This is a genomic window from Nocardioides epinepheli, from assembly GCF_037936805.1.
Taxonomy (GTDB): Bacteria; Actinomycetota; Actinomycetes; order Propionibacteriales; family Nocardioidaceae; genus Nocardioides.
On record NZ_JBBMMC010000010.1, the window covers coordinates 25,610 to 46,787 of the forward strand.

At 71.7% G+C, this 21,178-nt stretch carries 16 protein-coding genes and 2 tRNA genes; 13 read left to right on the forward strand and 5 right to left on the reverse strand.

The features are described 5' to 3' along the window. Positions 1-58 precede the first annotated feature (58 nt). From WMR31_RS14475 to WMR31_RS14490, 4 genes are all read left to right on the forward strand, one after another. Positions 59-1,225: an N-acetylmuramoyl-L-alanine amidase gene (locus WMR31_RS14475; protein WP_340539564.1), complete on the forward strand. Its 1,167-nt coding sequence runs from the start codon at positions 59-61 to the stop codon at positions 1,223-1,225. A 19-nt stretch (positions 1,226-1,244) separates the two neighbouring features. Further along, positions 1,245-2,135: an MOSC domain-containing protein gene (locus tag WMR31_RS14480; protein ID WP_340539565.1), complete on the forward strand. Its 891-nt coding sequence runs from the start codon at positions 1,245-1,247 to the stop codon at positions 2,133-2,135. A 10-nt stretch (positions 2,136-2,145) separates the two neighbouring features. Next, a complete protein-coding gene (gene metG, locus WMR31_RS14485) occupies positions 2,146-3,942 on the forward strand; it encodes a methionine--tRNA ligase (protein WP_340539566.1) in 1,797 nt (598 codons plus the stop codon). A 577-nt stretch (positions 3,943-4,519) separates the two neighbouring features. Further along, positions 4,520-5,260, forward strand: a complete 741-nt coding sequence (locus WMR31_RS14490) for a DUF3626 domain-containing protein (RefSeq protein WP_340539567.1) — start codon at positions 4,520-4,522, stop codon at positions 5,258-5,260. Here WMR31_RS14490 and WMR31_RS14495 read toward each other — a convergent pair whose 3' ends face one another. After that, the gene (locus tag WMR31_RS14495) at positions 5,261-5,482 is read right to left on the reverse strand and encodes a hypothetical protein (protein ID WP_340539568.1); all 222 of its coding nucleotides are present in this window, start codon (positions 5,480-5,482) and stop codon (positions 5,261-5,263) included. It lies immediately after the preceding gene. Positions 5,483-5,905: 423 nt separating this feature from the next. Between WMR31_RS14495 and WMR31_RS14500 the strand changes: the two genes are divergently transcribed. The 9 genes from WMR31_RS14500 (at position 5,906) to WMR31_RS14540 (ending at position 13,924) form a co-directional block, all read left to right on the forward strand. Beyond that, positions 5,906-6,760 carry a GNAT family N-acetyltransferase gene (locus tag WMR31_RS14500; RefSeq protein ID WP_340539569.1) on the forward strand — a complete coding sequence of 285 codons (855 nt, stop codon included), beginning with the start codon at positions 5,906-5,908 and terminating at the stop codon, positions 6,758-6,760. Between the two features lie 10 nt (positions 6,761-6,770). Then, positions 6,771-7,649, forward strand: coding sequence for an alpha/beta hydrolase (locus tag WMR31_RS14505; protein ID WP_340539570.1), 879 nt, complete (start codon positions 6,771-6,773; stop codon positions 7,647-7,649). A 35-nt stretch (positions 7,650-7,684) separates the two neighbouring features. After that, on the forward strand, positions 7,685-8,194 hold the full coding sequence (locus WMR31_RS14510) for a ribose-5-phosphate isomerase (protein ID WP_340539571.1): 510 nt from the start codon (positions 7,685-7,687) through the stop codon (positions 8,192-8,194). Continuing rightward, positions 8,187-9,059, forward strand: a complete 873-nt coding sequence (locus WMR31_RS14515) for an Fpg/Nei family DNA glycosylase (RefSeq protein WP_340539572.1) — start codon at positions 8,187-8,189, stop codon at positions 9,057-9,059. Before WMR31_RS14510 ends, WMR31_RS14515 begins: the two co-directional genes overlap by 8 nt. 39 nt (positions 9,060-9,098) lie before the next feature. Continuing rightward, positions 9,099-10,199, forward strand: a complete 1,101-nt coding sequence (locus WMR31_RS14520) for a PP2C family protein-serine/threonine phosphatase (RefSeq protein WP_340539573.1) — start codon at positions 9,099-9,101, stop codon at positions 10,197-10,199. A gap of 104 nt (positions 10,200-10,303) precedes the next feature. Then, a tRNA-Gly gene (locus WMR31_RS14525) sits at positions 10,304-10,377 on the forward strand. Between the two features lie 43 nt (positions 10,378-10,420). Beyond that, positions 10,421-10,493 (forward strand) — tRNA-Pro (locus tag WMR31_RS14530). A gap of 38 nt (positions 10,494-10,531) precedes the next feature. Continuing rightward, a complete protein-coding gene (gene tig / locus WMR31_RS14535; protein WP_340539574.1) occupies positions 10,532-11,953 on the forward strand; it encodes a trigger factor in 1,422 nt (473 codons plus the stop codon). Between the two features lie 135 nt (positions 11,954-12,088). Continuing rightward, positions 12,089-13,924 carry a serine/threonine-protein kinase gene (locus tag WMR31_RS14540; RefSeq protein WP_340539575.1) on the forward strand — a complete coding sequence of 612 codons (1,836 nt, stop codon included), beginning with the start codon at positions 12,089-12,091 and terminating at the stop codon, positions 13,922-13,924. Between the two features lie 166 nt (positions 13,925-14,090). Here WMR31_RS14540 and WMR31_RS14545 read toward each other — a convergent pair whose 3' ends face one another. The 4 genes from WMR31_RS14545 to WMR31_RS14560 all read right to left on the reverse strand — a co-directional run bounded on the left by WMR31_RS14545 (position 14,091) and on the right by WMR31_RS14560 (position 21,174). Beyond that, entirely contained in the window at positions 14,091-16,247 is a 2,157-nt protein-coding gene (locus tag WMR31_RS14545; protein WP_340539576.1) for a transglutaminase TgpA family protein, read from the reverse strand. Continuing rightward, positions 16,244-17,497: a DUF58 domain-containing protein gene (locus WMR31_RS14550; RefSeq protein WP_340539577.1), complete on the reverse strand. Its 1,254-nt coding sequence runs from the start codon at positions 17,495-17,497 to the stop codon at positions 16,244-16,246. Before WMR31_RS14550 ends, WMR31_RS14545 begins: the two co-directional genes overlap by 4 nt. A 4-nt stretch (positions 17,498-17,501) precedes the next feature. Continuing rightward, positions 17,502-18,491, reverse strand: coding sequence for an AAA family ATPase (locus WMR31_RS14555; RefSeq protein ID WP_340539578.1), 990 nt, complete (start codon positions 18,489-18,491; stop codon positions 17,502-17,504). 106 nt (positions 18,492-18,597) lie between these two features. Then, entirely contained in the window at positions 18,598-21,174 is a 2,577-nt protein-coding gene (locus tag WMR31_RS14560) for an NHL repeat-containing protein (protein WP_340539579.1), read from the reverse strand. Positions 21,175-21,178 lie beyond the last annotated feature (4 nt).

A 21,178-nucleotide genomic window follows, 5' to 3' on the forward strand; every position in this document is an offset into this window, starting at 1 on the left:
TGACGGCGGGCGGTCCGGGACGGTTCCGGTCGGGTTGATCCTGTGACGCATGTGACGCATGATCAAGATGATGTTCTTCCCCCGTCACCTTCGTCGCCATGTCCTGCCCGCGCCGGTCGTCCTCGCACTGGCGGCCCTCGCGATCCCACTGGTCGAGCCCGCCGCGGCCGGCGCCACACCGCCCGGATCCGGCGATCCGACGGCGCCCCCCACCGCGCACCGGCTGGTCCCAGGTCAGGACGGATTGCAGGCCGTCGACGTCCCGCTCGACGGTTCCCGAGGAGGCGATCCCGCGGCACCGCGTCTGGTGAAGACCGCGACGCCGTTCACGATGATCGGGCTCACCTGGGCCCGTGACCGCGCCACCCGCGAGTTCCGCATCCAGACCCGCGCCGAGGGCCGCTGGTCGGCCTGGCAGGAGATCGAACCGCTCGCAGACGGCCCCAGCACAGGCGAGGGGTCGGCGGTGGACGGTACCGACCTGACATGGGTCGGAGCCGCCGACGCCGTGCGGATCAAGGTCGCCGGCGCGCGCCCCGACGACCTCACCGCTGTCCTGCTCGCCGACGACCCGACGACGGCGGCCCCGGCCGAGCGGGTGGTGCGACCTGCCGCCCGACGTGGCCACAAGCCGCCGATGCGCGGACGCGCCCAGTGGGGCGCGGATCCCGACCTCCGGACGGGGACGGCGACGTACAACCCGACGATCCAACAGGTGCACGTGCACCACACGGTGAACAGCAACAGCTATACCCGCGACGACGTCCCGGGGCTCCTGCGCGGCATCTACCGCTACCACACCACGAGCCTGGGCTGGTCCGACATCGGCTACAACTTCCTCATCGACCGCTTCGGCCGCACCTGGGTCGGTCGCGCGGGTGGCCCGGGCAAGGCGGTGCGCGGCGCGCACACCCTCGGGTTCAACCACACCTCGACCGGGGTCGCGGTGATCGGCACCTTCGAGGACCGTCGGCCGCGACGCAAGGTCATCGCCGCGATCGTCCGGCTGTCGGCCTGGAAGCTGCACCGCTACGGCCGCAAGCCGCAGGGCCGCGTCAGCGTGACCTCCGAGGGCTCGGACCGCTACCCCGCCGGCACGCGCCCGCGGCTGCCCACCATCGACGGGCACCGGGACACCAACGACACCGCCTGTCCCGGTACCGAGCTCTACGCCGAGCTGCCGCTCATCCGACGCCGGACGGCGGCCCGCATCGCGCGCTGGTGAGCGCCGTACCCTGAGCCGGGTGACGACCACCCTGACCACCGTGCGCCGGTATCCGGTGAAGTCTCTGCGCGGTGAGGATCTCGAGTCCGCGATGGTCGAGCCGTGCGGACTCAGCGGAGACCGACGTTGGATGGTCGTCGACGCCGCGGGCACCGCGATCACCGCGCGTGAGATCAACCGGATGCTGCTGATCACCCCGGAGCTCACCGAGACGGGCCTGCGCGTCGTCGCTCCCTTCGCGACCGGCCTCGAACCACTCGAGGTGTCGACCCCCGACCCGGGCCTGCGGATCCCGGTCACGCTGTGGTCCTCGCAGCTCACCGCGGCAGTCGCCGGGGCCGAAGCCGACGAGTGGTTCAGCCGGGTGCTCGGAGTCGAGGCGCGACTGGTCCATCTCGACGACCCCACGCGGCGCCCGACCAGTCCCGACTTCGGCGATGACGGCGACGTCGTCTCGTTCGCCGACGGCTACCCGCTCCTGCTCACCTCCGAGGACTCCCTGGCCGCCCTCAACGAGAGCGTGCTCGATGCCGCGTCGGAGGAGCGGGAGCCGCTGCCGATGCTGCGGTTCCGGCCGAACGTCGTGGTCGCCGGCGCCGAGGCGTGGGCCGAGGAGGACTGGCGTCGCGTGCGGATCGGCGAGGCAACGTTCCGCGCGGTCAAGGGGTGTGCGCGCTGCGTGATGACCACGATCGACCCCGACACCGCCGCACGGGAGAAGGAGCCGATCGCGACCCTGGCACGCGTACGCCGCTTCGATCGCCAGACCTGGTTCGGCACCAACCTGGTGCCGGACACCCCGGGCGTGACGATCCGGGTGGGCGACGACGTCGAGGTACTCGAGGCGGCTGAGCCGGGCGGTGGTCCGATCCGGACTCCCACGAGAAACCCGGTGGCGGGCGCTCACTAATCTTGGGCTCATGACCCACGTGCTCTCCGCCGTCGCCTGGCCCTACGCCAACGGCCCGCGCCACATCGGCCACGTCGCCGGCTTCGGCGTGCCCTCCGACGTGTTCAGCCGGTACTCGCGGATGGCCGGCGACGACGTCCTCATGGTGTCGGGGTCCGACGAGCACGGGACGCCGATCCTGATCGCCGCCGACGAGGCCGGCGTCACGCCGCAGGAGCTCGCCGACAAGAACCACCGGATCATCGCCGAGGACCTGGTCTCCCTCGGCTGCACCTACGACCTCTACACCCGCACCACGACGCGCAACCACCATGCCGTCGTCCAGGAGCTGTTCCTCGGCGTCTACGAGAACGGCTACTTCGTCGAGCAGACCACCAAGGGTGCGATCTCGCCCTCGACGGGGCGCACCCTGCCCGACCGCTACATCGAGGGCACCTGCCCGATCTGCGGAGCGCCCGGGGCGCGTGGCGACCAGTGCGACAACTGCGGCAACCAGCTCGATCCTGCGGACCTGATCGACCCGGTGTCGAAGATCAACGGCGAGACCCCCGAGTTCATCGAGACCCAGCACTTCTTCCTCGACCTGCCGGCGCTGGCGCAGGCGCTGGGGGAGTGGCTCGACGGTCGCGAGGCGACCGGGCTGTGGCGCCCCAACGTCATCCGGTTCAGCCAGAACATCCTCAAGGAGATCCGGCCGCGCGCGATGACGCGCGACATCGACTGGGGCATCGCCGTCCCGCTCGACGGCTGGCGGGAGAACCCCACCAAGAAGCTCTACGTGTGGTTCGACGCCGTCATCGGCTACCTGTCGGCCTCCATCGAGTGGGCCCGCCGCAGCGGCGATCCCGACGCATGGCGCGCGTGGTGGAACGACCCCGAAGCGCTCTCGTACTACTTCATGGGCAAGGACAACATCACCTTCCACAGCCAGATCTGGCCGGCCGAGCTGCTGGCCTACTCCGGCAAGGGCGACAAGGGCGGATCGCCCCGCGAGTACGGCGAGCTGAACCTGCCCACCGAGGTGGTCAGCTCGGAGTTCCTCACGATGGAGGGTCGCAAGTTCTCCTCCTCGAAGAAGGTCGTCATCTACGTGCGCGACCTGCTGAGCCGCTATCAGCCCGACGCCTTCCGGTACTTCGTCGCGGCCGCTGGTCCGGAGAACCAGGACTCCGACTTCACCTGGGCGGAGTTCGTCAGGCGCACCAACGACGAGCTGGTCGCCGGCTGGGGGAACCTGGTCAACCGCACCGCCAACCTGATCGCCAAGAACTTCGGCGAGATCCCGCCGGCCGGCGTGCTCACTGAGGAGGACGAGGCCGTCCTCGCCATCGCCGAGCAGGCGTTCGGCGTCGTGGGTGACCTGATCTCCCGGCACCGGCAGAAGCAGGCGATCGGCGAGGCCATGCGCGCGGTCGCCGAGGTCAACAAGTACGTCTCCGACACCGAGCCGTGGAAGCTCAAGGGTGACGACGAGCGGGAGCGCCTCGGCACGATCCTGCACGTCGTGGCCCAGTGCGTCGCCGACCTCAACCTGGTGCTCGCGCCGTTCCTGCCGTTCTCGGCGAACGCGGTCGACCGGGCCTTCGGCGGCGCCGGCGACGTCGCCCCCATGCCGCGCATCGAGGAGGTCGACGACCTCGACGGCGGCCCGTCGTATCCGGTGATCACCGGCGACTACACCGACGTCCCGGCGTGGAGGCGGCGTCCGATCGAGGTCGGCACGCCGGTGGAGAAGCCCACCCCGATCTTCACCAAGCTCGACCCCTCGATCGTGGACGAGGAGCTGGCCCGGCTGGCCGGAGGTTGAGCGAGCGAGCGTCAGCGAGCGCTGACGAAACCCCGGCGACCGTGCCTGCCAGGGTTCGCGAGGTCGGTTGTGAGGTTTCGTCGGCGCCGGTCGGGCTCGTTCCTCGCCCTCCCGGCTTGCTCAACCTCCGGCTCCAGCTCACCGCGCGCTGGGGGGTGAGCGAGCGAGCGTCAGCGAGCGCTGAGGAAACCCCGGCAACCGTGCCTGCCAGGGTTCGCGAGGTCGGTTGTGAGGTTTCGTCGGCGCCGGTCGGGCTCGTTCCTCGCCCTCCCGGCTTGCTCAACCTCCGGCTCCAGCTCACCGCGCGCTGGGGGGTGAGCGAGCGAGCGTCAGCGAGCGCTGAGGAAACCCCGGCGACCGTGCCTGCCAGGGTTCCCGAGGAGGCCCGCGAGGTTTCGTCGGCGCCGGTCGGGCTCGTTCCTCGCCCTCCCGGCTTGCTCAACCTCCGACGCGCGCCCTCCGGCCGGAGGTTGAGCAAGCGAGCGTCAGCGAGCGCCGACGAAACCCCGGCAACCGTGCCAGCCAGGGTTCCCGAGGAGGCCCGCGAGGTTTCGTCGGCGCTGGGTTCGGTCCTCAGATGAAGATCGCGCTGCACTTCCATCCGGACTGGCCGTTCGGCGACGGCACGGTGCTCGAGGCGATCGCTCGTGACGGCGTCTACCGCTCGCAGTTCGAGACCGGCACCTCGAACGGCGGGCTCACCGCGGTCCCGGGCGGCGACCGCTGGCGTTGGGAGAGCCGGCTCTTCGACGGGCGCTACGACGACCTGCCCGCCACCGAGCGGCCGAAGTACGGCGCCTTGCATCGAGCCGACCCGTACGGCCCCGCGACCCGCTTCGGCTCGGCCCACCTGCGGCTGCGGCCTGAGGTGACCGGGCGCGCGACGTTCTGCTTCCCGGACTCGGTCTTCGAGCCGACCGCGATCGGTGGTCCCGATCTCATCCCGGAGCTGATCGCCCTGGCCGACGCCAGTGATCACGATCTCCTCGACCACTACGTCGAAGCCCACGTGCATGGCGAGGTCGTCGTGGTCGACGACGTCGAGGCAGTGGTACTCGACCCCTGCTTCGAGGGTGGACCGATCGAGGACGCCGCCCGGCGGCTCGGCTGCGCCGTCGAGTGGCACCCCGGATTCCGGGTCGAGGCCGCGAACCTCGATCCCGACTACCGGGGCCCGGAGTTCGTCGAGCTCGCTCGCTCGCTCGGCCGGGTGCTGGTGCCCGCAACGCTCGGCGACGCCGCGCGCACCGGCGACCACGACCCGCAGTCCCTCAAACGGGTCTGGCACCTGCTCGCCAGGTTCGGGCGTCGCGGATAGCTACAGAATGGATCCGAGATCGTCGAGCACGTCGGTCGAGATCGAGGGCCAGAAGAGCAGCGGTGCCGCGATCACGATCAGCAGGAAGACGAGTGCGGCCAGGTAGGGGCGCCCGCGGACGACATGGATCACGCCCGCTGCCACAGCCGCCGGGATCACGAACGTGACCGCCGACGGAAGCAGAAGCACGCACCACACGCCGATCGCGCCGTAGATCAGCACACCCCACAATCGTGTCCCCGCCGATTGGAGACGCCTCGACCGGAGTGACTGCTGCCGACTGCTGACGTCGGCCATCGGCAGATGGCAGGACCGGCAGGCAGCCCAACTCGTGGAAACGTCCGAACGACAGTTTGGGCACGTCAATGCCTGGAGCACGACAGCCTCCCGGTCTCGGTGCGTAGGTCGATGCTACGAATCCTCGGCGCCCGCGTCTGGCGAATCGGCGACTTGTGTGGTTCTGCATTGATGACTCCGTCCTCGTGCGACTGGGCGTAGTCCTGCGGCTGGTGGGCGCCGGGGTTTCGTCGGCGCTCGCTTGCTCAACCTCCGGCGAGATGGGTCGCTTTGCGACGTCGTCGGTATCGGCCGGGTGCTTCGGGATATCCGGTCGACGGCATCGGCGCGATGGCCCAGACTCGCGAGGTGACGATTCACGAGATCACCGCATCCGGTCATGAGGCGGTGCTCCTGGCCTCGAGCCTCCTGCAGCGCGCCCGGCTCGCCGATCCCAGGGCCGGCATCTGGGAGGCGGCCGACGTGCAGTGGTGGTCGCGGCGCCTCGAGGAACCGGTCGAGCAGCACTTCTGGCTCGACGGCGACGGTCCGGTCGCCGCGGTCTACCTCAGCTACTGGAAGGGCGCCTGGCAGTGCGACCCGCTCCTGGTGCCCGGACGCTGCGAGCCGATCCTCGACGTCGTGTGGGAGCGCGTCCTGAGCGAGGCCGCGCGCCGTGCGCCGGCCACCGTCGAGGTGCCGGTCCCGGGCCACGACCCGCAGCTGCGCGCGCTGGCAGAAGCCTCCGGGCTGGTGCCGGGTGACTCGTCGTGCAGCTCCTGGCTCGACCTGCGCGAACGCACCGCCGCCTCGGCCGAGCTGCCCGACGGGTTCCAGCTCGTCGACCGCACCCAGCGCCGGGACCGGCCGCACCCGATGCTCCCGCGCAACGGCGACCACGTCGAGGAGCGGCTGCGGGCCACGCCGCTCTACGACCCGGCGCTGGACCTGTCCATCGAGACCGCCGACGGCCGGCCGGCTGGTTACACGCTGTGCTGGTTCGACCCCGTCACGCGGGTCGGCCTGATCGAGCCCGTGCGCGTCGAGGAGGAGTTCTGGCGGCGCGGGCTCGCCCGCGCGATGCTCACCGCCGGGCTCGACCGGTTCACCGTGCTCGGGGCCGAGCGGGCCAAGATCGGCTGGGAGTCCGACGCCGCGGGCACCCTCTATCAGAGCCTCGGCTTCCAGAAGACCTCCACGGACGTCTGGTACCGGGTCCCGTAGCGTCACCGTCATGGCCCTCTCCCCGGACGCCCGCCGAGCGATCGAGTACGCCGCCGGCGCGGAACCGGTGTTCGCCGAGGGCTACGACATCGCGGCGGCCCGGCATGCGGCGCGCGAGGCGGCGGCGCAGCAGCCCCGGATCGAGGTGGCGCGCGTCGTCGACGTCGACGCCGGCGGCGTGCCCGCCCGCCTCTACGTGCCCGAGGCGGCAGCACCCGGAGTGGTGGTGCACGCCCACGGCGGCGGCTTCGTGTTCAACGACGTCGAGGTGCACGACGCGAGCTGCCGCCGACTGGCGCAGCGGGTCGGCCGCCCGGTGCTCAGCGTCGACTACCGCCTCGCCCCCGAACACCCCTTCCCGGCCGCCGTCGAGGACCTCGACGCCGTGCTCGCCTGGCTCGACGCGCAGCCCGACCTCCCAGGCCCCGTCTACGGCCATGGCGACAGTGCCGGCGCCAACCTGGTCCTGGTGGCTGCGCTGCGCAACCCGGGCAGGTTCGCCGCGCTCGCGCTGATCTACCCGTTCCTCGACCCGACGGCGTCCACCGAGTCCGCGCGCCGCGAGACCGCGGGTTTCGATCCCCGCGAGGCCCGCTGGTACTGGGACCAGTACACCGGGGGAGACGCCACCAGGTTCGCCGAGCCCGATCTCGCGCCGCTGCTCTCCGACCGACTGGGCACCCTGCCGCCGACGTTCGTGATGACCGCCGAGCACGACCCGCTGCGAGACGAGGGCGAGCTGCTGGTCACCCGCCTCGCCGACGCCGGCGTCGAGGTGCTCGGCGTGCGCTACCTCGGCCAGATCCACGGCTTCTGGCGGCATCCGGACGTGTTCTCCGCGGCGGCCCCGCTGCTGCGTCAGGCCGCGGACTTCCTGCGTGACCACTGATCCGCGGCGGCGAGGGTGGGTGGGAGACTGCCGCCATGCGCGTCCACCTCGGCAGCGATCACGCCGGCCTCGAGCTCAAGGCCCACCTCGTCGACTGGCTCACCGAGCACGGCTATGAGCCGGTAGACCACGGACCCTTCGTCTACGACGCCCTCGACGACTATCCGGTGTTCTGCCTGCGGGCCGCCGCCGCCGTCGTCCAGGAGCAGGCCGAGGGACTCGACAGCCTCGGGGTGGTGATCGGCGGCTCGGGCAACGGCGAGCAGATCGCCGCCAACAAGGTGGCCGGCTGCCGCGCCGCGCTGGCCTGGTCCGACCAGACCGCCGCCCTGGCGCGCGAGCACAACGACGCCAACGTCGTCTCGGTCGGCGGCCGCATGCACACCCTCGACGACATGACCCGCTTCGTGAAGGTGTTCCTCGAGACGCCGTTCTCCGGCGAGGAGCGCCACGTGCGCCGGATCGCGATGCTCGCCGACTACGAGGCCACCGGAGAGCTTCCCCCGCTGCCGGAGTCCGCCCTCGCGCAGGACCCCGATGCCTGAGGGGCACACCCTCCACCGGCTCGCCGGCCAGATCGAGCGCGCCTTCGGAGGTCGGAGGGTGCGGGTCTCCAGCCCACAGGGACGCTTCTCCGAGGCTGCCGCCCTCCTCGACGGCGCGCGGATCGAGGGCGCCGAGGCCTGGGGCAAGCACCTCTTCGTGGAGTTCGCGGGCGAGCGTTTCGTGCACATCCACCTCGGCCTCATCGGCGCTCTCGACCTCCACGACGGGCTCGACTCCGACGCCGCCGTCCCACCGCCGGTCGGTCAGGTCCGACTGCGGCTCGTCACCGTCGACGACGCCGCCACCGGCCAGGACGACGTCGCGTACGCCGACCTGCGCGGCGCCATCATCTGTGCCCTCGTCACCCCGGAGCAGCGCGAAGCCACCCTCGCCAAGTCCGGGCCCGACCCCCTGCGCGCGGACGCCGACCCCGACCGCGCCTGGGACCGGATCCGCCGCAGCAACCGACCCATCGGGGCGCTCCTCATGGACCAGTCGGTGCTCGCCGGCGTCGGGAACGTCTACCGGGCCGAGGTGCTCTTCCGGCATCGGATGCACCCCATGCGCCCCGGCAAGACCCTGCGCCGAGGGCAGTGGCAGGCGATCTGGGACGACCTGGTCGAGCTGATGGCCGAAGGCGTCGAGAGCGGCCGGATCGACACCGTCCGGCCCGAGCACACGCCGGAGGCGATGGGACGCCAACCGCGCCGCGACGACCACGGCGGCGAGGTCTACGTCTACCGGCGCACCGGCCAGCCCTGCCTGGTGTGCGAACGCCCGGTACGCACCGCGGCGCTCGAGGGCCGCAACCTGTTCTGGTGTGCCCGGTGCCAGCCCACGTTCCGCTCCCGCGCCGTAGGCTGACTCGGCCCCAGCCAGCTCATCCCCGGAACGAGGACCGACGTGCCCAGCCTGAGCCCGCCGCGCTCCTCGGCGCCTGGACCGGGCTCCGCCTGGCGCCGGCTGCGGCGTCGGACAGCGGCGGTCGAGGTGCGGTTCGCACTGGCGATGTGCCTGTTCTCCATCACCATCACCGTCTTGGTGGTGCTCTTCCCCGACCACACGCCGTTCAGCAGCCTCATGGTGCCGGTGGTGCTCGCCAGCATCCTGCTCGGGCCTCGCACCCTGCCGTGGTTCGTCGGCTTCGACCTGCTCCTCCTCGCCGTCTGCGTGGCGAATCAGGAGCCGATCACCGGGCGCATCCTCGGCGCCGCCGCCGTCCAGGTCTCGGTGGCCGGGATCGTGCTGCTGGCCAGCATCCGCAGGGGACGTCTGGGGGTGGGCGGCCTGCGCGGCGAGACGATGTTCGTCGACCTGCGCGACCGCATCCTCGACCAGGGGCGGCTCCCCGACGCACCCGCCGGGTGGATCGTGGAGTCGGCACTGCAGTCGGCAGGCGGGACCGCCTTCTCCGGGGACTTCGTGGTCGCCACGCGCTCGGAGGGACCCGGGTCGCTGCTGCAACTGGTCGTGGTCGACGTCTCCGGAAAGGGTGAGGACGCCGGCACCCGCGCCCTGCTGCTCTCGGGAGCGTTCGGCGGCCTCCTCGGCGCCCTCTCACCCGAGGAGTTCCTACCCGCCGCGAACGCCTACCTGCTGCGCCAGGAGTGGGAGGAGGGCTTCGCCACCGCGATCCACCTGTGCCTCGACCTGGACACCGGCGTCTTCGAGGTGCGCACCGCCGGTCACCCGCCGGCCGCGCACAGGCACAGCGGCACCGGGCGCTGGGAGGTGCTGCGCACCGACGGACCCGTGCTCGGCCTGGTCGACGGCGCCGAGTTCGAGGTGCGGCACGGACGCCTCGACGTCGGCGACGCCGTCCTGCTCTACACCGACGGCATCATCGAGGACCCCCACCGCGACATCGACCTGGGCATCGACCGGATGCTGGGGGAGGCCGAGTCACTGCGGCGCGGATCGTTCGCCGGGGCCGCACTCCGGCTGACGACGGCGCTCGGGTCGCGCGAGGACGACCGCGCGATGGTCGTGGTGTGCCGCACCTGAGGATCGGGCCCGAGGATCGGGCCGGACCCTCAGCCGATCCCGTTTGGGTGCCGCGACCGTCGCTATGGCACGATTCAGTGGTCCTGGGAGCGATCCTGGGCCGCGCGGATGTAGCTCAATGGTAGAGCCTCAGTCTTCCAAACTGATTACGCGGGTTCGATTCCCGTCATCCGCTCCAAGAAGTCCGCCGGGGTCCGCCGAGGCCGTCGGCGACCTCTTGGCGGGGCGTAGCGTAGTGGCTAGCGCGCCTGCTTTGGGAGCAGGAGACCGCAGGTTCGAGTCCTGTCGCCCCGACTCACCTCAGCCTGACACCCACCGATAGGAGATCACCTGTGAAGAGCGCCGTCGAGAACTTGAGCCCCACGAGGATCAAGCTCACCGTCGAGGTGCCCTTCGAGGAGCTCAAGCCGAACCTCGACAAGGCCTACCAGCAGATCGCCAAGCAGATCAACATCCCCGGCTTCCGGCGCGGCAAGGTGCCGCCGGCCGTCATCGACCGGCAGGTCGGGCGCGAGGTCGTCGTCGCCGAGGCGATGAACGACATCCTCAACAACAGCTACGCCGCCGCGATGCAGGAGAACGAGCTCCAGCCGCTCTCGCAGCCCGAGCTCGAGGTCACCCAGGAGATCGAGGGCGAGGGCCCGCTCGGCTTCAGCGTCGAGGTCGACGTCAAGCCCACCTTCGAGGTGCCCGACTACGACGGCCTCACCGCCACCGTCGACGACATCGAGGTCACCGACGCCGACGTCGACGAGCAGGTCGAGGCGCTGCGCGAGCGCTTCGGCACCCTCACCGACGTCGAGCGGCCCGCCGAGGACGGCGACTTCGTCGTCCTCGACCTCAAGGCCACCCAGGACGGCGAGGTCGTCGAGGGCGCCGAGGTCACCGGCATGTCCTACCGCGTCGGCCGCGGCGGCATGATCGACGGCCTCGACGAGGCCCTGGTCGGCATGTCGGCCGGCGAGGAGAAGATCTTCGAGAGCGAGCTCGTCGGCGGCGACCTCATGGGCCAGTCGGTCCAGGTGGCCGTCGCGGTCACCCAGGTGCAGGAGCAGGAGCTCCCCGAGTACGACGACGAGTTCGCCCAGCTCGCCTCCGAGTTCGACACCATCGACGAGCTCACCGGCGACGTCCGCGAGCGGCTCGGCCGCGGCAAGCGGCTCGAGCAGGCCGCCGCGGCCCGCGACGCCGTCCTCGAGGCGCTGCTGGACAAGGTCGAGATCCCGCTTCCCGAGAGCCTGGTCGCCGACGAGCTCGACGCGCGCCGTCAGAGCATCGAGCAGCAGCTGGCCTACTCGGGCCTGACGATGGAGAAGTACCTCGAGGACGAGGGGCAGACCATCGAGGAGTTCGAGGCCGACCTCGACCGCCGGGTCCGCGACGCCGTCGCCGCCCAGTTCCTGCTCGACGAGATCGCCAAGACCGAGCAGTTCGGGATCGACCAGAACGAGCTCTCCCAGCACCTGGTGCGCCGCGCCCAGCAGTCCGGCCAGGACCCGCAGGAGTTCGCGAACCACATGTTCGAGCACAACCACATCCCTGACCTGGTCCAGGAGATCCTGCGCGGCAAGGCCCTGCAGAAGATCGTCGAAGCCGCCGAGGTCACCGATGAGTCCGGCAACCCCGTCGAGCTGAAGAACCTGCTTCCCGACGGCACCATCGGCGAGCCCGCCCCCGAGGCCGAGTCCGGCGACGCCGACGACGCCGACGACGTGGTGGTCGAGGAGACCGACAGCACCGAGAAGGACGCCTGAGCACGTAGCGTGCCGCGCGCGGATCGACCCGTCAGCCATGGCTGACGGGTCGATCTCGCATTTCAGCCGACCCGTCCGCGATGGCTGACGGGTCGCAGTGCCGCACAGTTCGCCCTCTCATCTAGGCTCGGGGGCATGGTGCGGGGTGGGGACCGATCGGGCGGCGACGACGCCTGGCGTCCGCCCCCCAGCCCGGCAGGCCACACCGAGCACCTCGACGGCTACACCGACCTGGTCGAGATCGGCCGCGGTGGCGACTCGGTGGTCTACCGCGCCCGCCAGGTCAGCGTGGAGCGCGATGTCGCGATCAAGGTGCTCAGCATCGAGACCACGGTCGATCCGGGCCGCGCGGCCCGGTTCAAGCGCGAGATCGACATCACCGTCCAGCTCGGCCGCCAGCACCCCAACATCGTCACCGTGCTCGCCGTCGGCACGACCGCCTCGGGACGCCCGGCCGTCGTGATGGACTACTTCGAGGGCGGCACGCTGCACGACCGGTTGAAGTCGCACGGACCCCTGATGCCCGAGGAGGTCGGCCGCATCGGCGAGGTGCTCGCCGACGCGCTCTCGTTCGCCCACGCCCGCGGCGTCCTGCACCGCGACGTGAAGCCGCAGAACGTGCTGATCCTCCCCACGTCATGGGTTCTCGCCGACTTCGGGATCGCGCGCCTGGTCGGCTCCGAGCACACCTCCTCGGCCGAGACCTTCACCTACCGGCACGCCGCGCCCCAGATCCTCGACGGCTACCCGCCCACCGCCGCCGACGACATCTGGTCGCTCGGCTCGACGCTCTACACCCTGCTCGACGGCCGCCCGCCGTTCGCCAGCGACGACCCCGACGACGACTCCGCGCTCGCCTACCTGCGCCGCGCCCGGATCGAACCGCATCGCCCGCTGCGCGTGGCCGGCGCCGAGCGGCTCGCGCCGATCATCGACCGCTGTCTGAGCAAGGACGTCGCCCGCCGGTGGAGCTCCGCCAGCGATCTTCACGACGCACTGCGTGCCCTGCGCGGCTCGGCCTGGCAGCCATCGCGGCGCCCCGACCCGACGCCGACGCGGCTGCGCAAGCGACCGGTGGTCGATCGGCCCACGGCCTCCGGGCGCCCCGTCAATCCGCCGACCCAGGTCCGCGCGACCACGGCCGTGCGACCCACGGGACCCGCGCCGAGCTCTCCCCCCGCGCCCGATTCCACGCCGAGACCGCCGGCTCCGCCGGTCTCGGCGGCCCCGATCTCCTCGGCCCCGATCTCGCCCGCGCCGATCTCCGCCGCTCCCATCGCGCCGGCGCCGTCCCGGCCGGTCGAGGCGATCGAGCCTGCGCCGGTGGCGATCTCGGCCGTCTCCCACGTGGTGCGGGCCGGCGATGCCGCCCCGACCGGAACCGGCCTGCCCGATGCCACGGGCGCGGAGATCGAGGCGCCCGACGGGCCGAACGGTGGGGGCCCCGACGGTCCCGACGACTCAGAGACCGAGGAGCCACGCAAGCGACGGCGGCTGCCCCTGATCCTGGGCATCGTGGCGCTCGTCATCGGGCTGCTCCTCGGGCTGCTGGGCGCCGTCCTCCGCGATCGCGACGACGAGCCCACGCCGCGGCGCCAGACCGATCCCGGCGGCACCGCGGTGGCGCCCCCGACCCCCGACGGCCCGGTCACCCAACGACCCGACCCCGACCTCCAGCTGGTGCTGCAGTCGCTCGACTACGACGGCGTCACCCTGAGAGCCGAATGGACCGACCCCAGCGACGGTGAGGGCGAGTTCAACCTGTTCATCGTCAACGACGAGACGCCCGAGGGACGCGTCATCGCCGAGTTCCCGCCGGGGGAGCGCAGCGCCGCCTTGGAGATCCCCGGACTGCCGCTGGGCAAGTCCTGCTTCTACATGACCGTGCACACTCCGACCGGCGGGTTCGGCATCAGCGACCGCCCGCGTCGCTGCGAGGAGATCACCATCTTCGGGTTCGATCGCGGCTGATCGCGGGAACCTTGGCGTGGACCGGTGCCGGGGTTTCGTCGGCGCTCGCTTGCGCTCGCTTGCTCAGCCTCCGGCGGGCGAGGCGTCGTGGACCAGCGGTGCCGGCGCTCGCCTGCTCGACCTCCGGCGCGGCGAGGCGCGCGCACGGGGTCCGGGTGCGCCGGAGCTAGCCTCGGCGCCCGAGCACGCGGGGGTCCAGGTGCCACCACCAGCGCCGCCACCAGGGGATCGAGCGACGAGCGCTGCGGCGGACCTGCTTGAGCTGGGCCCGGGTGGCGGATCCGGGGGTGGGGGCCGAGGGCCGGTCGGGAGCGAAGCGGGCGCGTAGGGCACGGTCGGCGATCGGGGAGGCGGCGGTGATACCGAAGCGGGTGTCGGTCTGCGCCGCGACGACGTCGGCCGGCAGGTGCGGCGCGGCACGCAGGCCGCTGAGATGGAGCGCGTCGAGCACCTCGGCCCAGGCGCCGCGGGCACCGCGGCGGGCATGGCGAACCCGGCGCCCGGCCCGCAGAGCCACCAAGAGCAACACGACCGCTCCCGCGGCGCCGCCGGCGACGAGATAGGGGTCCAGGCCGATCCTGCCGCCGGAGGTCGGCGCCATCGCGTCGGCGTCCCCGTCCATGCCGGGGCCGTCGTCGGTGCCGTCGGCGCCGTCGGCACCGCCGGGGCCGGTCGTCTCGCTCGCACTCGGCTCGGGCGTCGGCGTGCCGGTGTCGGCCTCGCCCGGGAGGGTCGGCTCCTCGGCCTCCACGGGCCGCTCGCGATGGAAGGTGTCGTCGTCGGGCGCGGGCGAGAAGGGCACCCAGCCGAGTTCGGCGAAGTAGACCTCGGCCCAGGCGAAGGCATCCGAGCCGTGGATGATCCGGGTGCCGTCCTCCTGGGTCTCGCCCGGCCGGAACCCGACGACGACCCGGGCCGGGAGTCCGTTGGCACGAGCCAGGACGGCGAAGGCGGTGGCGAACTGCTCCGAGGTCCCGATCCGGGCTCCCGTCTCGCCGGGCTTACCGAGCAGGAACTGCTGGATGCGCCACAGCGCCGACCCGGAGATCGCGGTGGGCGAGAGCTGGTACTTGCTGCGCACTAGCGTCTCGATCCGGGTCGCGCGCTCGTACGGCGTCGCGGCGCCCTCCCCGAGCTGGCGGGCGAACTCGCCGAGCTGGCGCGGAAGCGGTGGGAGCTCGGTCATCGACTTCATCCCCGACTGGGGGAGCTGAGCGGTGATCAGCCGGTCCTGCGGGGGGTCCTCGAAGGCTCCGGTGACCTCGTAGGCCAGGCCCGCGGTGTCCTCGCGTGAGTAGAGGGTTCCGGTGCCCCGATCGATCAGTGCGCCATCGAGCGCGATCGAGGTGGGCATTCCGGGGCTGGGCAGCCAGTTGCCGCCGAGCCTGGAGAACTGGACCTGCACGGTGTCGGGGTGGGCGAAGCTGCCGGACCGAAGCCCTGTCCGGCCGTCGGCGGGCAGCTCCTCGTAGCGGGTCGCCGCGGTCCACTGGGTGCCGTCGTACTTGTCCAGCACCACGAGTCGCAGCGGCACCTCAGCGCCGCGCACGTGCAGCAGCTCGTCGGTGGGGTTGTTCGCCCACGCACCGAGCTGGGTCAGCGGATTGCTCGCGACCACCTCGTAGACAGGAGGATCGACCAGGTCGCGGGGCTCGAAGGCGTTGCTGACCGGGAGCGTCGCCAGCGCCGCCAGAGTGCCGACCCCGACCACCGCGACCGGGCCGGCAACCGAGAGGCGCTGGCGCACCGGCTCGGAGTGCTCGTCGAGGAAGACCCACCCCAAGATCGCCACCACCAGCATGAGGACGGCGACCAGTCCCCACGGGTCGGCGTGGCCGGCAGTGAGCAGTGCTCCCGCGACGTAGAGGACCGCGGCGCCGATCACCGGCTCGACGCGTTGCCGGCCGTCGACGCGCAAGCCCACCAGGAGGGAGACCAGCGTGACCAGCAGGAGCGGACCGACGAGCAGGTCGGCCTGCACGGAGTAGGGGAGCGGCGAGGTCAGCAGCCGAGGGATGACGTCGCGGACGGTCTCCTCGAGACTGAGGCCGGCGCCGCTGGTCGCGAGGTAGGCGGCCATGATCGAGACCAGCAGCAGGATCGCGGTGGCGAACCAGCGCGACAGACCCGCGCGGAGCAGGCCGCGCAGCGCGAGTAGCGGCACCGCGGCCGCGAGGGCGAACAGCAGGGAGATCGTCCATCGGTGCCAGGCCGTCGCCAGCATCATCGCCCCCAGGACGAGCAGCGCGATCGGCCAGATCAGCCGCAGGCCCCGCTGGGCCGGCCCTGCCGTCGGTGCGGCCGGAGCAGTGGTGCCGCTCATCGGTCGACCGCCTCGTCCCAGGCCGTTGCCAGGGTCACCGAGGTGGCACCACGCAGGATGAGCAGACCGGCCTCCTGGTGGGCCCCCACGAGCGGCGCGGGATCGACGACGCCGAGGACCCGCGTCGGGGCGTGGTCGATGCCGAGGCCGAGTGCATGCAGATCGGCACCCGGACCGGTCACGGCGATCGCGACGTCGAGGTCACGCCCGTGCAGCTCGAGGTCGGCCTGGGGGCCGGTGAGGTCGATCTCGGCGAGGATCCAGTCGAGGTCCTGGTGCTCGCGGCGCGGCTGCCCGCTCACCGAGGCGGGGACGCGGACCTCGTAACGGTTGCTCAGCGTGTGCAGGCGCACCGCCGAGCCCTTCTCGACTCCTTGACGGCACAGGGCAGCAGCGAACTCCACGGCCTCCTCGAACAGGTACTCGTCCCCGAGGTAGCTGGCGGCCCGGTCGTCGAGCAGCACGCACACGTGGGCCTCGGACGGCTCGGCATCCTCGCGGACCATGAGCGTGCCGGTGCGTGCACTGGTCGCCCAGTGCAGTCGTCGCAGGTCGTCTCCCATCGAGTACTCGTGGAGCCCGACCAGGTCGGTGCCGCCGAGCTCGTGGGCCTCGTCGGTGCCGGCCAGCGAACGGCGACTCCCGGCCATCATCCCCGCGAGCGGGATCCGGCGAGGCAGCACGCGCACCTGGTCGACCTCGCCGTGCTCGGCCGAGCGCGCGGCCATGCCGGTGAGCCCCGCCAGGCGGACCTGCACCGGCCCGACGTCGATCAGCCCACGGCGCGGGGTGGGGATCGGATAGGTGACCTGGGTGGTGGCACCGGCCCGCGATCGCTGCGCCTTGGCCTGACCCTCGCCACTCTCGCCCCCCTCGGCGTCCTCGGCGTCCTCGACGTCGTCGTGATCGGCGGGCTGGTAGTGGTCGGGCAGCATGACCGGCACCAGCGTGCCCTCGACCCGGTCGGCGACGTCGAGACGCACCAGTCCCCGGCGTCGGCGGCCGTGGACGGTCAGGGTGCCCTCGCACAGACCCTGGCGCACCACGACCATCGGCTCGATACGACGACTGACCCCCACCCGGCCGGTGATCAGCACGGCGAACAGCTCGACCACCACCAGCAGGGCCAGGCAGGCGCCCAGGCCGGCCAGGAGGAGGTAGCTCCAGGCGACCCCGGCGACCAGCAGGACCACGCCGAGCACGAGCATCGTGCGTCCGCGGACGGTGATACTCGACCAGACCCGGGACATGTCTTCAGTTGGCGTCGGGCTGGGGTGGGTTGACCGTCTCCAGGACCTCGTGGACGACGTCCTGGCTGGTGTGACCGGCGAGGATCGCGTCGCGGGCCAGCACCGTGCGATGGGCCAGCACGGGCTCGGCGAGCCGCTGCACGTCGCTCGGGACGACGTAATGGCGGCCGCGGGCCGCGGCATAGACCTGGAGGCAGCTCACCAGGGCCTTGAGTCCACGCGTGCTCACGCCGACGCGGACCCGCGGGTCGCGCCGGATCGCCACGCCCAGCTCGCGGACGTAGCGCAGGATCGGGTCGGCCACGTGCAGTCGGCTGAGCTGGGCGGCGAAGGCGGCGACCTCCTCCGGCGTGGTGACCGCGGGCACGTCCTCGACGCGCCCGGCATTGCTCCCGGGACGCAGCACCTCGATCTCGTGCTCGGCGTCGGGGTAGCCGAGCGCGGTGCGCAGCAGGAAGCGGTCGAGCTGGGCCTCGGGGAGCCGGTAGGTGCCCTCGAGGTCGATCGAGTTCTGGGTGGCGATCACCATGAACGGCGACGGGACCGGGTGCACTGCGCCGTCGACGGTGACGGTGTGCTCCTGCATCACCTCCAGCAGTGCCGACTGTGTCTTGGCCGCGGCCCGGTTGATCTCGTCGGCGAGCACCACGTTGGCGAAGACGGGCCCGGGCCGGAACCGGATCTGACCGTCGCGCGGGTCGAAGACGGTCGTGCCGGTGACGTCGCTGGGCAGCAGGTCGGGCGTGAACTGGATCCGGCCGGACCGACCGCCCATCGCGCGCGCGATCGCCCGCGCCAGGGTCGTCTTGCCGGTGCCCGGCACATCCTCGAGCAGCACGTGGCCTCCGGCGAACGTCGCCACCAGGGCCAGGTCGACCACCGCACGCTTGCCGTGGACGGCCGCCTCGATCGCGTCCCCGAGGCGCTGGTGCAGCCGGCCGAAGCCGGCGATCTCCTGCTCGCCGGGTGGACTGGGGTTGATCAAGGCGGTCATCACTGTCCTTCGGGTCGAGGATGAGGCAGGGCCGCCGGACGGCCTACACCTGGTAGATCGGCTTCCGCGGTGGCCCGCGCCGTGCTCTGCCGGGCCACCGGCCGGGTCACGGGAGCTGACACTGCGGAATCGGGCTCGGCGTGGGGCTCGGGCACGGATCCGGATCGACCGGCCCCGGGGTCGGACGGACGCGCGGGGTCTGCTCGCTGGTGAAGGTGAATGGCGCGCTGCGGACCGTGCCGCCGGAGTTGCTGGCGAAGAACACGACCGAGTGCTCGACGATCCCGGAGTCCGGCTCCCAGATGACCCCATTGCTGTAGGTCAGCCGCAGCGAGGTGGCGTTGCACGCGATGGACGAGCGGACCCCCTCGTACTCGTAGGTGCAGGTGCCGGGGAAGCGCTTCCACTTGTCGGGGGGCGACAGCTTGAGCGTGATCTCGCCGGCTCCGGTCTCGGAGGCCTGCGAGGTCTTCGGGCTCGATCCGTCGACCACCTGGGTGTTGTTGTCCGGTAGCGGCGCCGGCGGCACTGCCGGGGCCTTCCCGCTGAACAGGCCGGTCGTTCCGGTGCCCAGCGCGCTGCTCGCCGTGACGCTGGCGTTGTAGTCGCCGCCGATCGTGCAGGCCGGGTTGGCCTTGCGGTCGCACGACCACTCGAACGACGTCGAGCGGGCGTTGCCGTCCAGCTGGGTGTCCTTGGTGCCGCTCGGTGTCTGGACGGTGACGGCGTACCCGGTGACGCTCTCACCGTTGGCGGCCGCCTCCTTCCAGTTGATGGTCACCTTGAAGCGCAGCGCGGAGTCGTCGATCTGGTAGGCGGAGGTCCCGCTGACGACCGGTGCGCCGGGGCGGGCGGTCGTGGTGACCTGGTTGCTGGCGAAGGACACGGCCTCGCGGTCGCCGAGGACGGCGGTCACGGTGAACGACGTCGGCATCCCCGGGGGCACGTTGACGAAGCCTTGACGGACCCACCCCTTGAACGTGCCGAGCTCCTTGTTCTCGGTGGTCCTGACGATGAACGCATCCGGCTTGGGGAACCCGGAGTGCCGCCAGGTGATCTGCACCTGGCCCTCGGGCATGGCGGTCGCGACGACATCGGTCGGTGCCGTGACCGGCTGGCCGACGCTGCCGCCGTCGCCCGGATCGCCGGTGTCGGAGGGGTCGGTCGGGCTGGGGGAGCCCGGGGTGCTCAGTCCGGTGCAGTTCTTGGTGCAGTCGGTGTCGTGGTTCCCGGGGTTGCCGATGCCGTTGTTCCCGGGGTTCCCGCTGCCGTTGTTCCCCGAGCCGTTGTTGCCCGAGCCGTTGTTGCCGGTCCCCGGCGGCGGGCTGGTGTTGCCCGGCTGCGGACCGGGATCGGTCGGGGTGGGTGGGGTGTTCGACGGCGGGTTCGACGGTGGGTCGGCGATCCCGTCGAGGAGGTCGTCGAATCCGCCGGGTGCGGTGGAGTCCTGGCCGGAGAGGGGAGTCATCCCCTGCGCCGCCACGTCGTCGTCCTCGCGGACGATCGCGGAGGTGCTGCCGTCGGCATGGACGACGACACCCTGGGAGGCGCCCGGGGCGTTGACGATCAGGTTGTCGTCGTCGACGACGAGCTCGGGATCGCGACTGCCGGGAGTGGGGATGTCGTCGTTGGAGCGCTTCCCGTCCGGGCCGAGGCGCACCACGCGGCCCTCGCCCCGGCACGGCACGAACACTTCGTCGCGGAAGACCTCGGGAGTGCCCGGCTGGCCGCAGTCGATCGTGCTCATGTCGATCTCGAGGAGGCCCTCGGGGGTGACGAGCACGACGAATCCGTTCTCGGTGGCCACCGGCACGAGATCGGCAGGGGAGGACTCGGGAGCGAACAGCTTGCCGAGGACCTTGGGTGCGTCCGCGTCGAGATCGCTGCCGGTCCCGACCTGGGCGATGCGTCCCTGCTCGGGAGCGAACACCGTGACGCCCTTGTCGTGTGCGACCAGCACCCCGCCCGGACCGCTGCCCTCGACCTGCTCGGCGTCCTCGTCGTCGAAGGACAAGGACTCCTCCGACCACTTCAGACGGTGTAGGACGCCGTTGTCCTCCAGCGCCCAGATCGTGCCGTCCTTGTCGACCGCGGCGTCGGCGAGACCCGCCGGCGCGATCCAGATCGTGCCGATCGCGTCGGTGGTCTGCGGGTCCATGGCGGAGATCGTGGAGAGCTCGGAGTCGACGAGGAACACGCCGCTGTCGTTGACGAGGGTGTTGACGACGCCGCCCGAGCTCACCCGGCGTTGGCCGGAGACCAGGATGCTGGTCAGGTCGAAGGCGAGGAGCCGCCCCGAGGTGTGGTCGGTGACGTAGAGCTGGCCGTTGTACTGGTCGGTGATCGACAGGTCGTCGCCCGGATTGCCCACCGTCTGCTTGACCTCCAGCTTCCCGGTGGCCGGGTTGACCTGGATGACCTGGCCGTTGGTGTCGTCGCTGAGCCAGGTGAGTCCGTCGGCGACGTCGACCGCGGTGCGGCTCAGGCCGGTGCCGAAGAACACGCCCGCGACCAGGGAGCCGGCCACCACGAGCACCGACAGCTCGGCCGCGCCGCGCGAGCGGCGCTTGCTCGCCGCGCTGGCCGTGTCGCGCGTGCGTGCGGGCGAGAGGCGATCGGTGATCGTGCGCAGTCGTCCGCGCCAGCCAGCCCGTGCACCCTGCGTCGAGGTCCGACCCGTCATGACC

What these genes read in the sequence shown, in the direction of transcription:
- WMR31_RS14490 (WP_340539567.1), top strand. Translation starts at nt 4,520, where the DNA reads ATGAAGATCGCGCTGCACTTCCATCCGGACTGGCCGTTCGGCGACGGC.
- metG (WP_340539566.1), top strand. Translation starts at nt 2,146, where the DNA reads ATGACCCACGTGCTCTCCGCCGTCGCCTGGCCCTACGCCAACGGCCCG.
- WMR31_RS14475 (WP_340539564.1), top strand. Translation starts at nt 59, where the DNA reads ATGATCAAGATGATGTTCTTCCCCCGTCACCTTCGTCGCCATGTCCTG.
- WMR31_RS14540 (WP_340539575.1), top strand. Translation starts at nt 12,089, where the DNA reads ATGGTGCGGGGTGGGGACCGATCGGGCGGCGACGACGCCTGGCGTCCG.
- WMR31_RS14545 (WP_340539576.1), bottom strand. Translation starts at nt 16,247, where the DNA reads ATGAGCGGCACCACTGCTCCGGCCGCACCGACGGCAGGGCCGGCCCAG.
- WMR31_RS14515 (WP_340539572.1), top strand. Translation starts at nt 8,187, where the DNA reads ATGCCTGAGGGGCACACCCTCCACCGGCTCGCCGGCCAGATCGAGCGC.
- WMR31_RS14505 (WP_340539570.1), top strand. Translation starts at nt 6,771, where the DNA reads ATGGCCCTCTCCCCGGACGCCCGCCGAGCGATCGAGTACGCCGCCGGC.
- WMR31_RS14555 (WP_340539578.1), bottom strand. Translation starts at nt 18,491, where the DNA reads ATGACCGCCTTGATCAACCCCAGTCCACCCGGCGAGCAGGAGATCGCC.
- WMR31_RS14560 (WP_340539579.1), bottom strand. Translation starts at nt 21,174, where the DNA reads ATGACGGGTCGGACCTCGACGCAGGGTGCACGGGCTGGCTGGCGCGGA.
- WMR31_RS14510 (WP_340539571.1), top strand. Translation starts at nt 7,685, where the DNA reads ATGCGCGTCCACCTCGGCAGCGATCACGCCGGCCTCGAGCTCAAGGCC.
- WMR31_RS14550 (WP_340539577.1), bottom strand. Translation starts at nt 17,497, where the DNA reads ATGTCCCGGGTCTGGTCGAGTATCACCGTCCGCGGACGCACGATGCTC.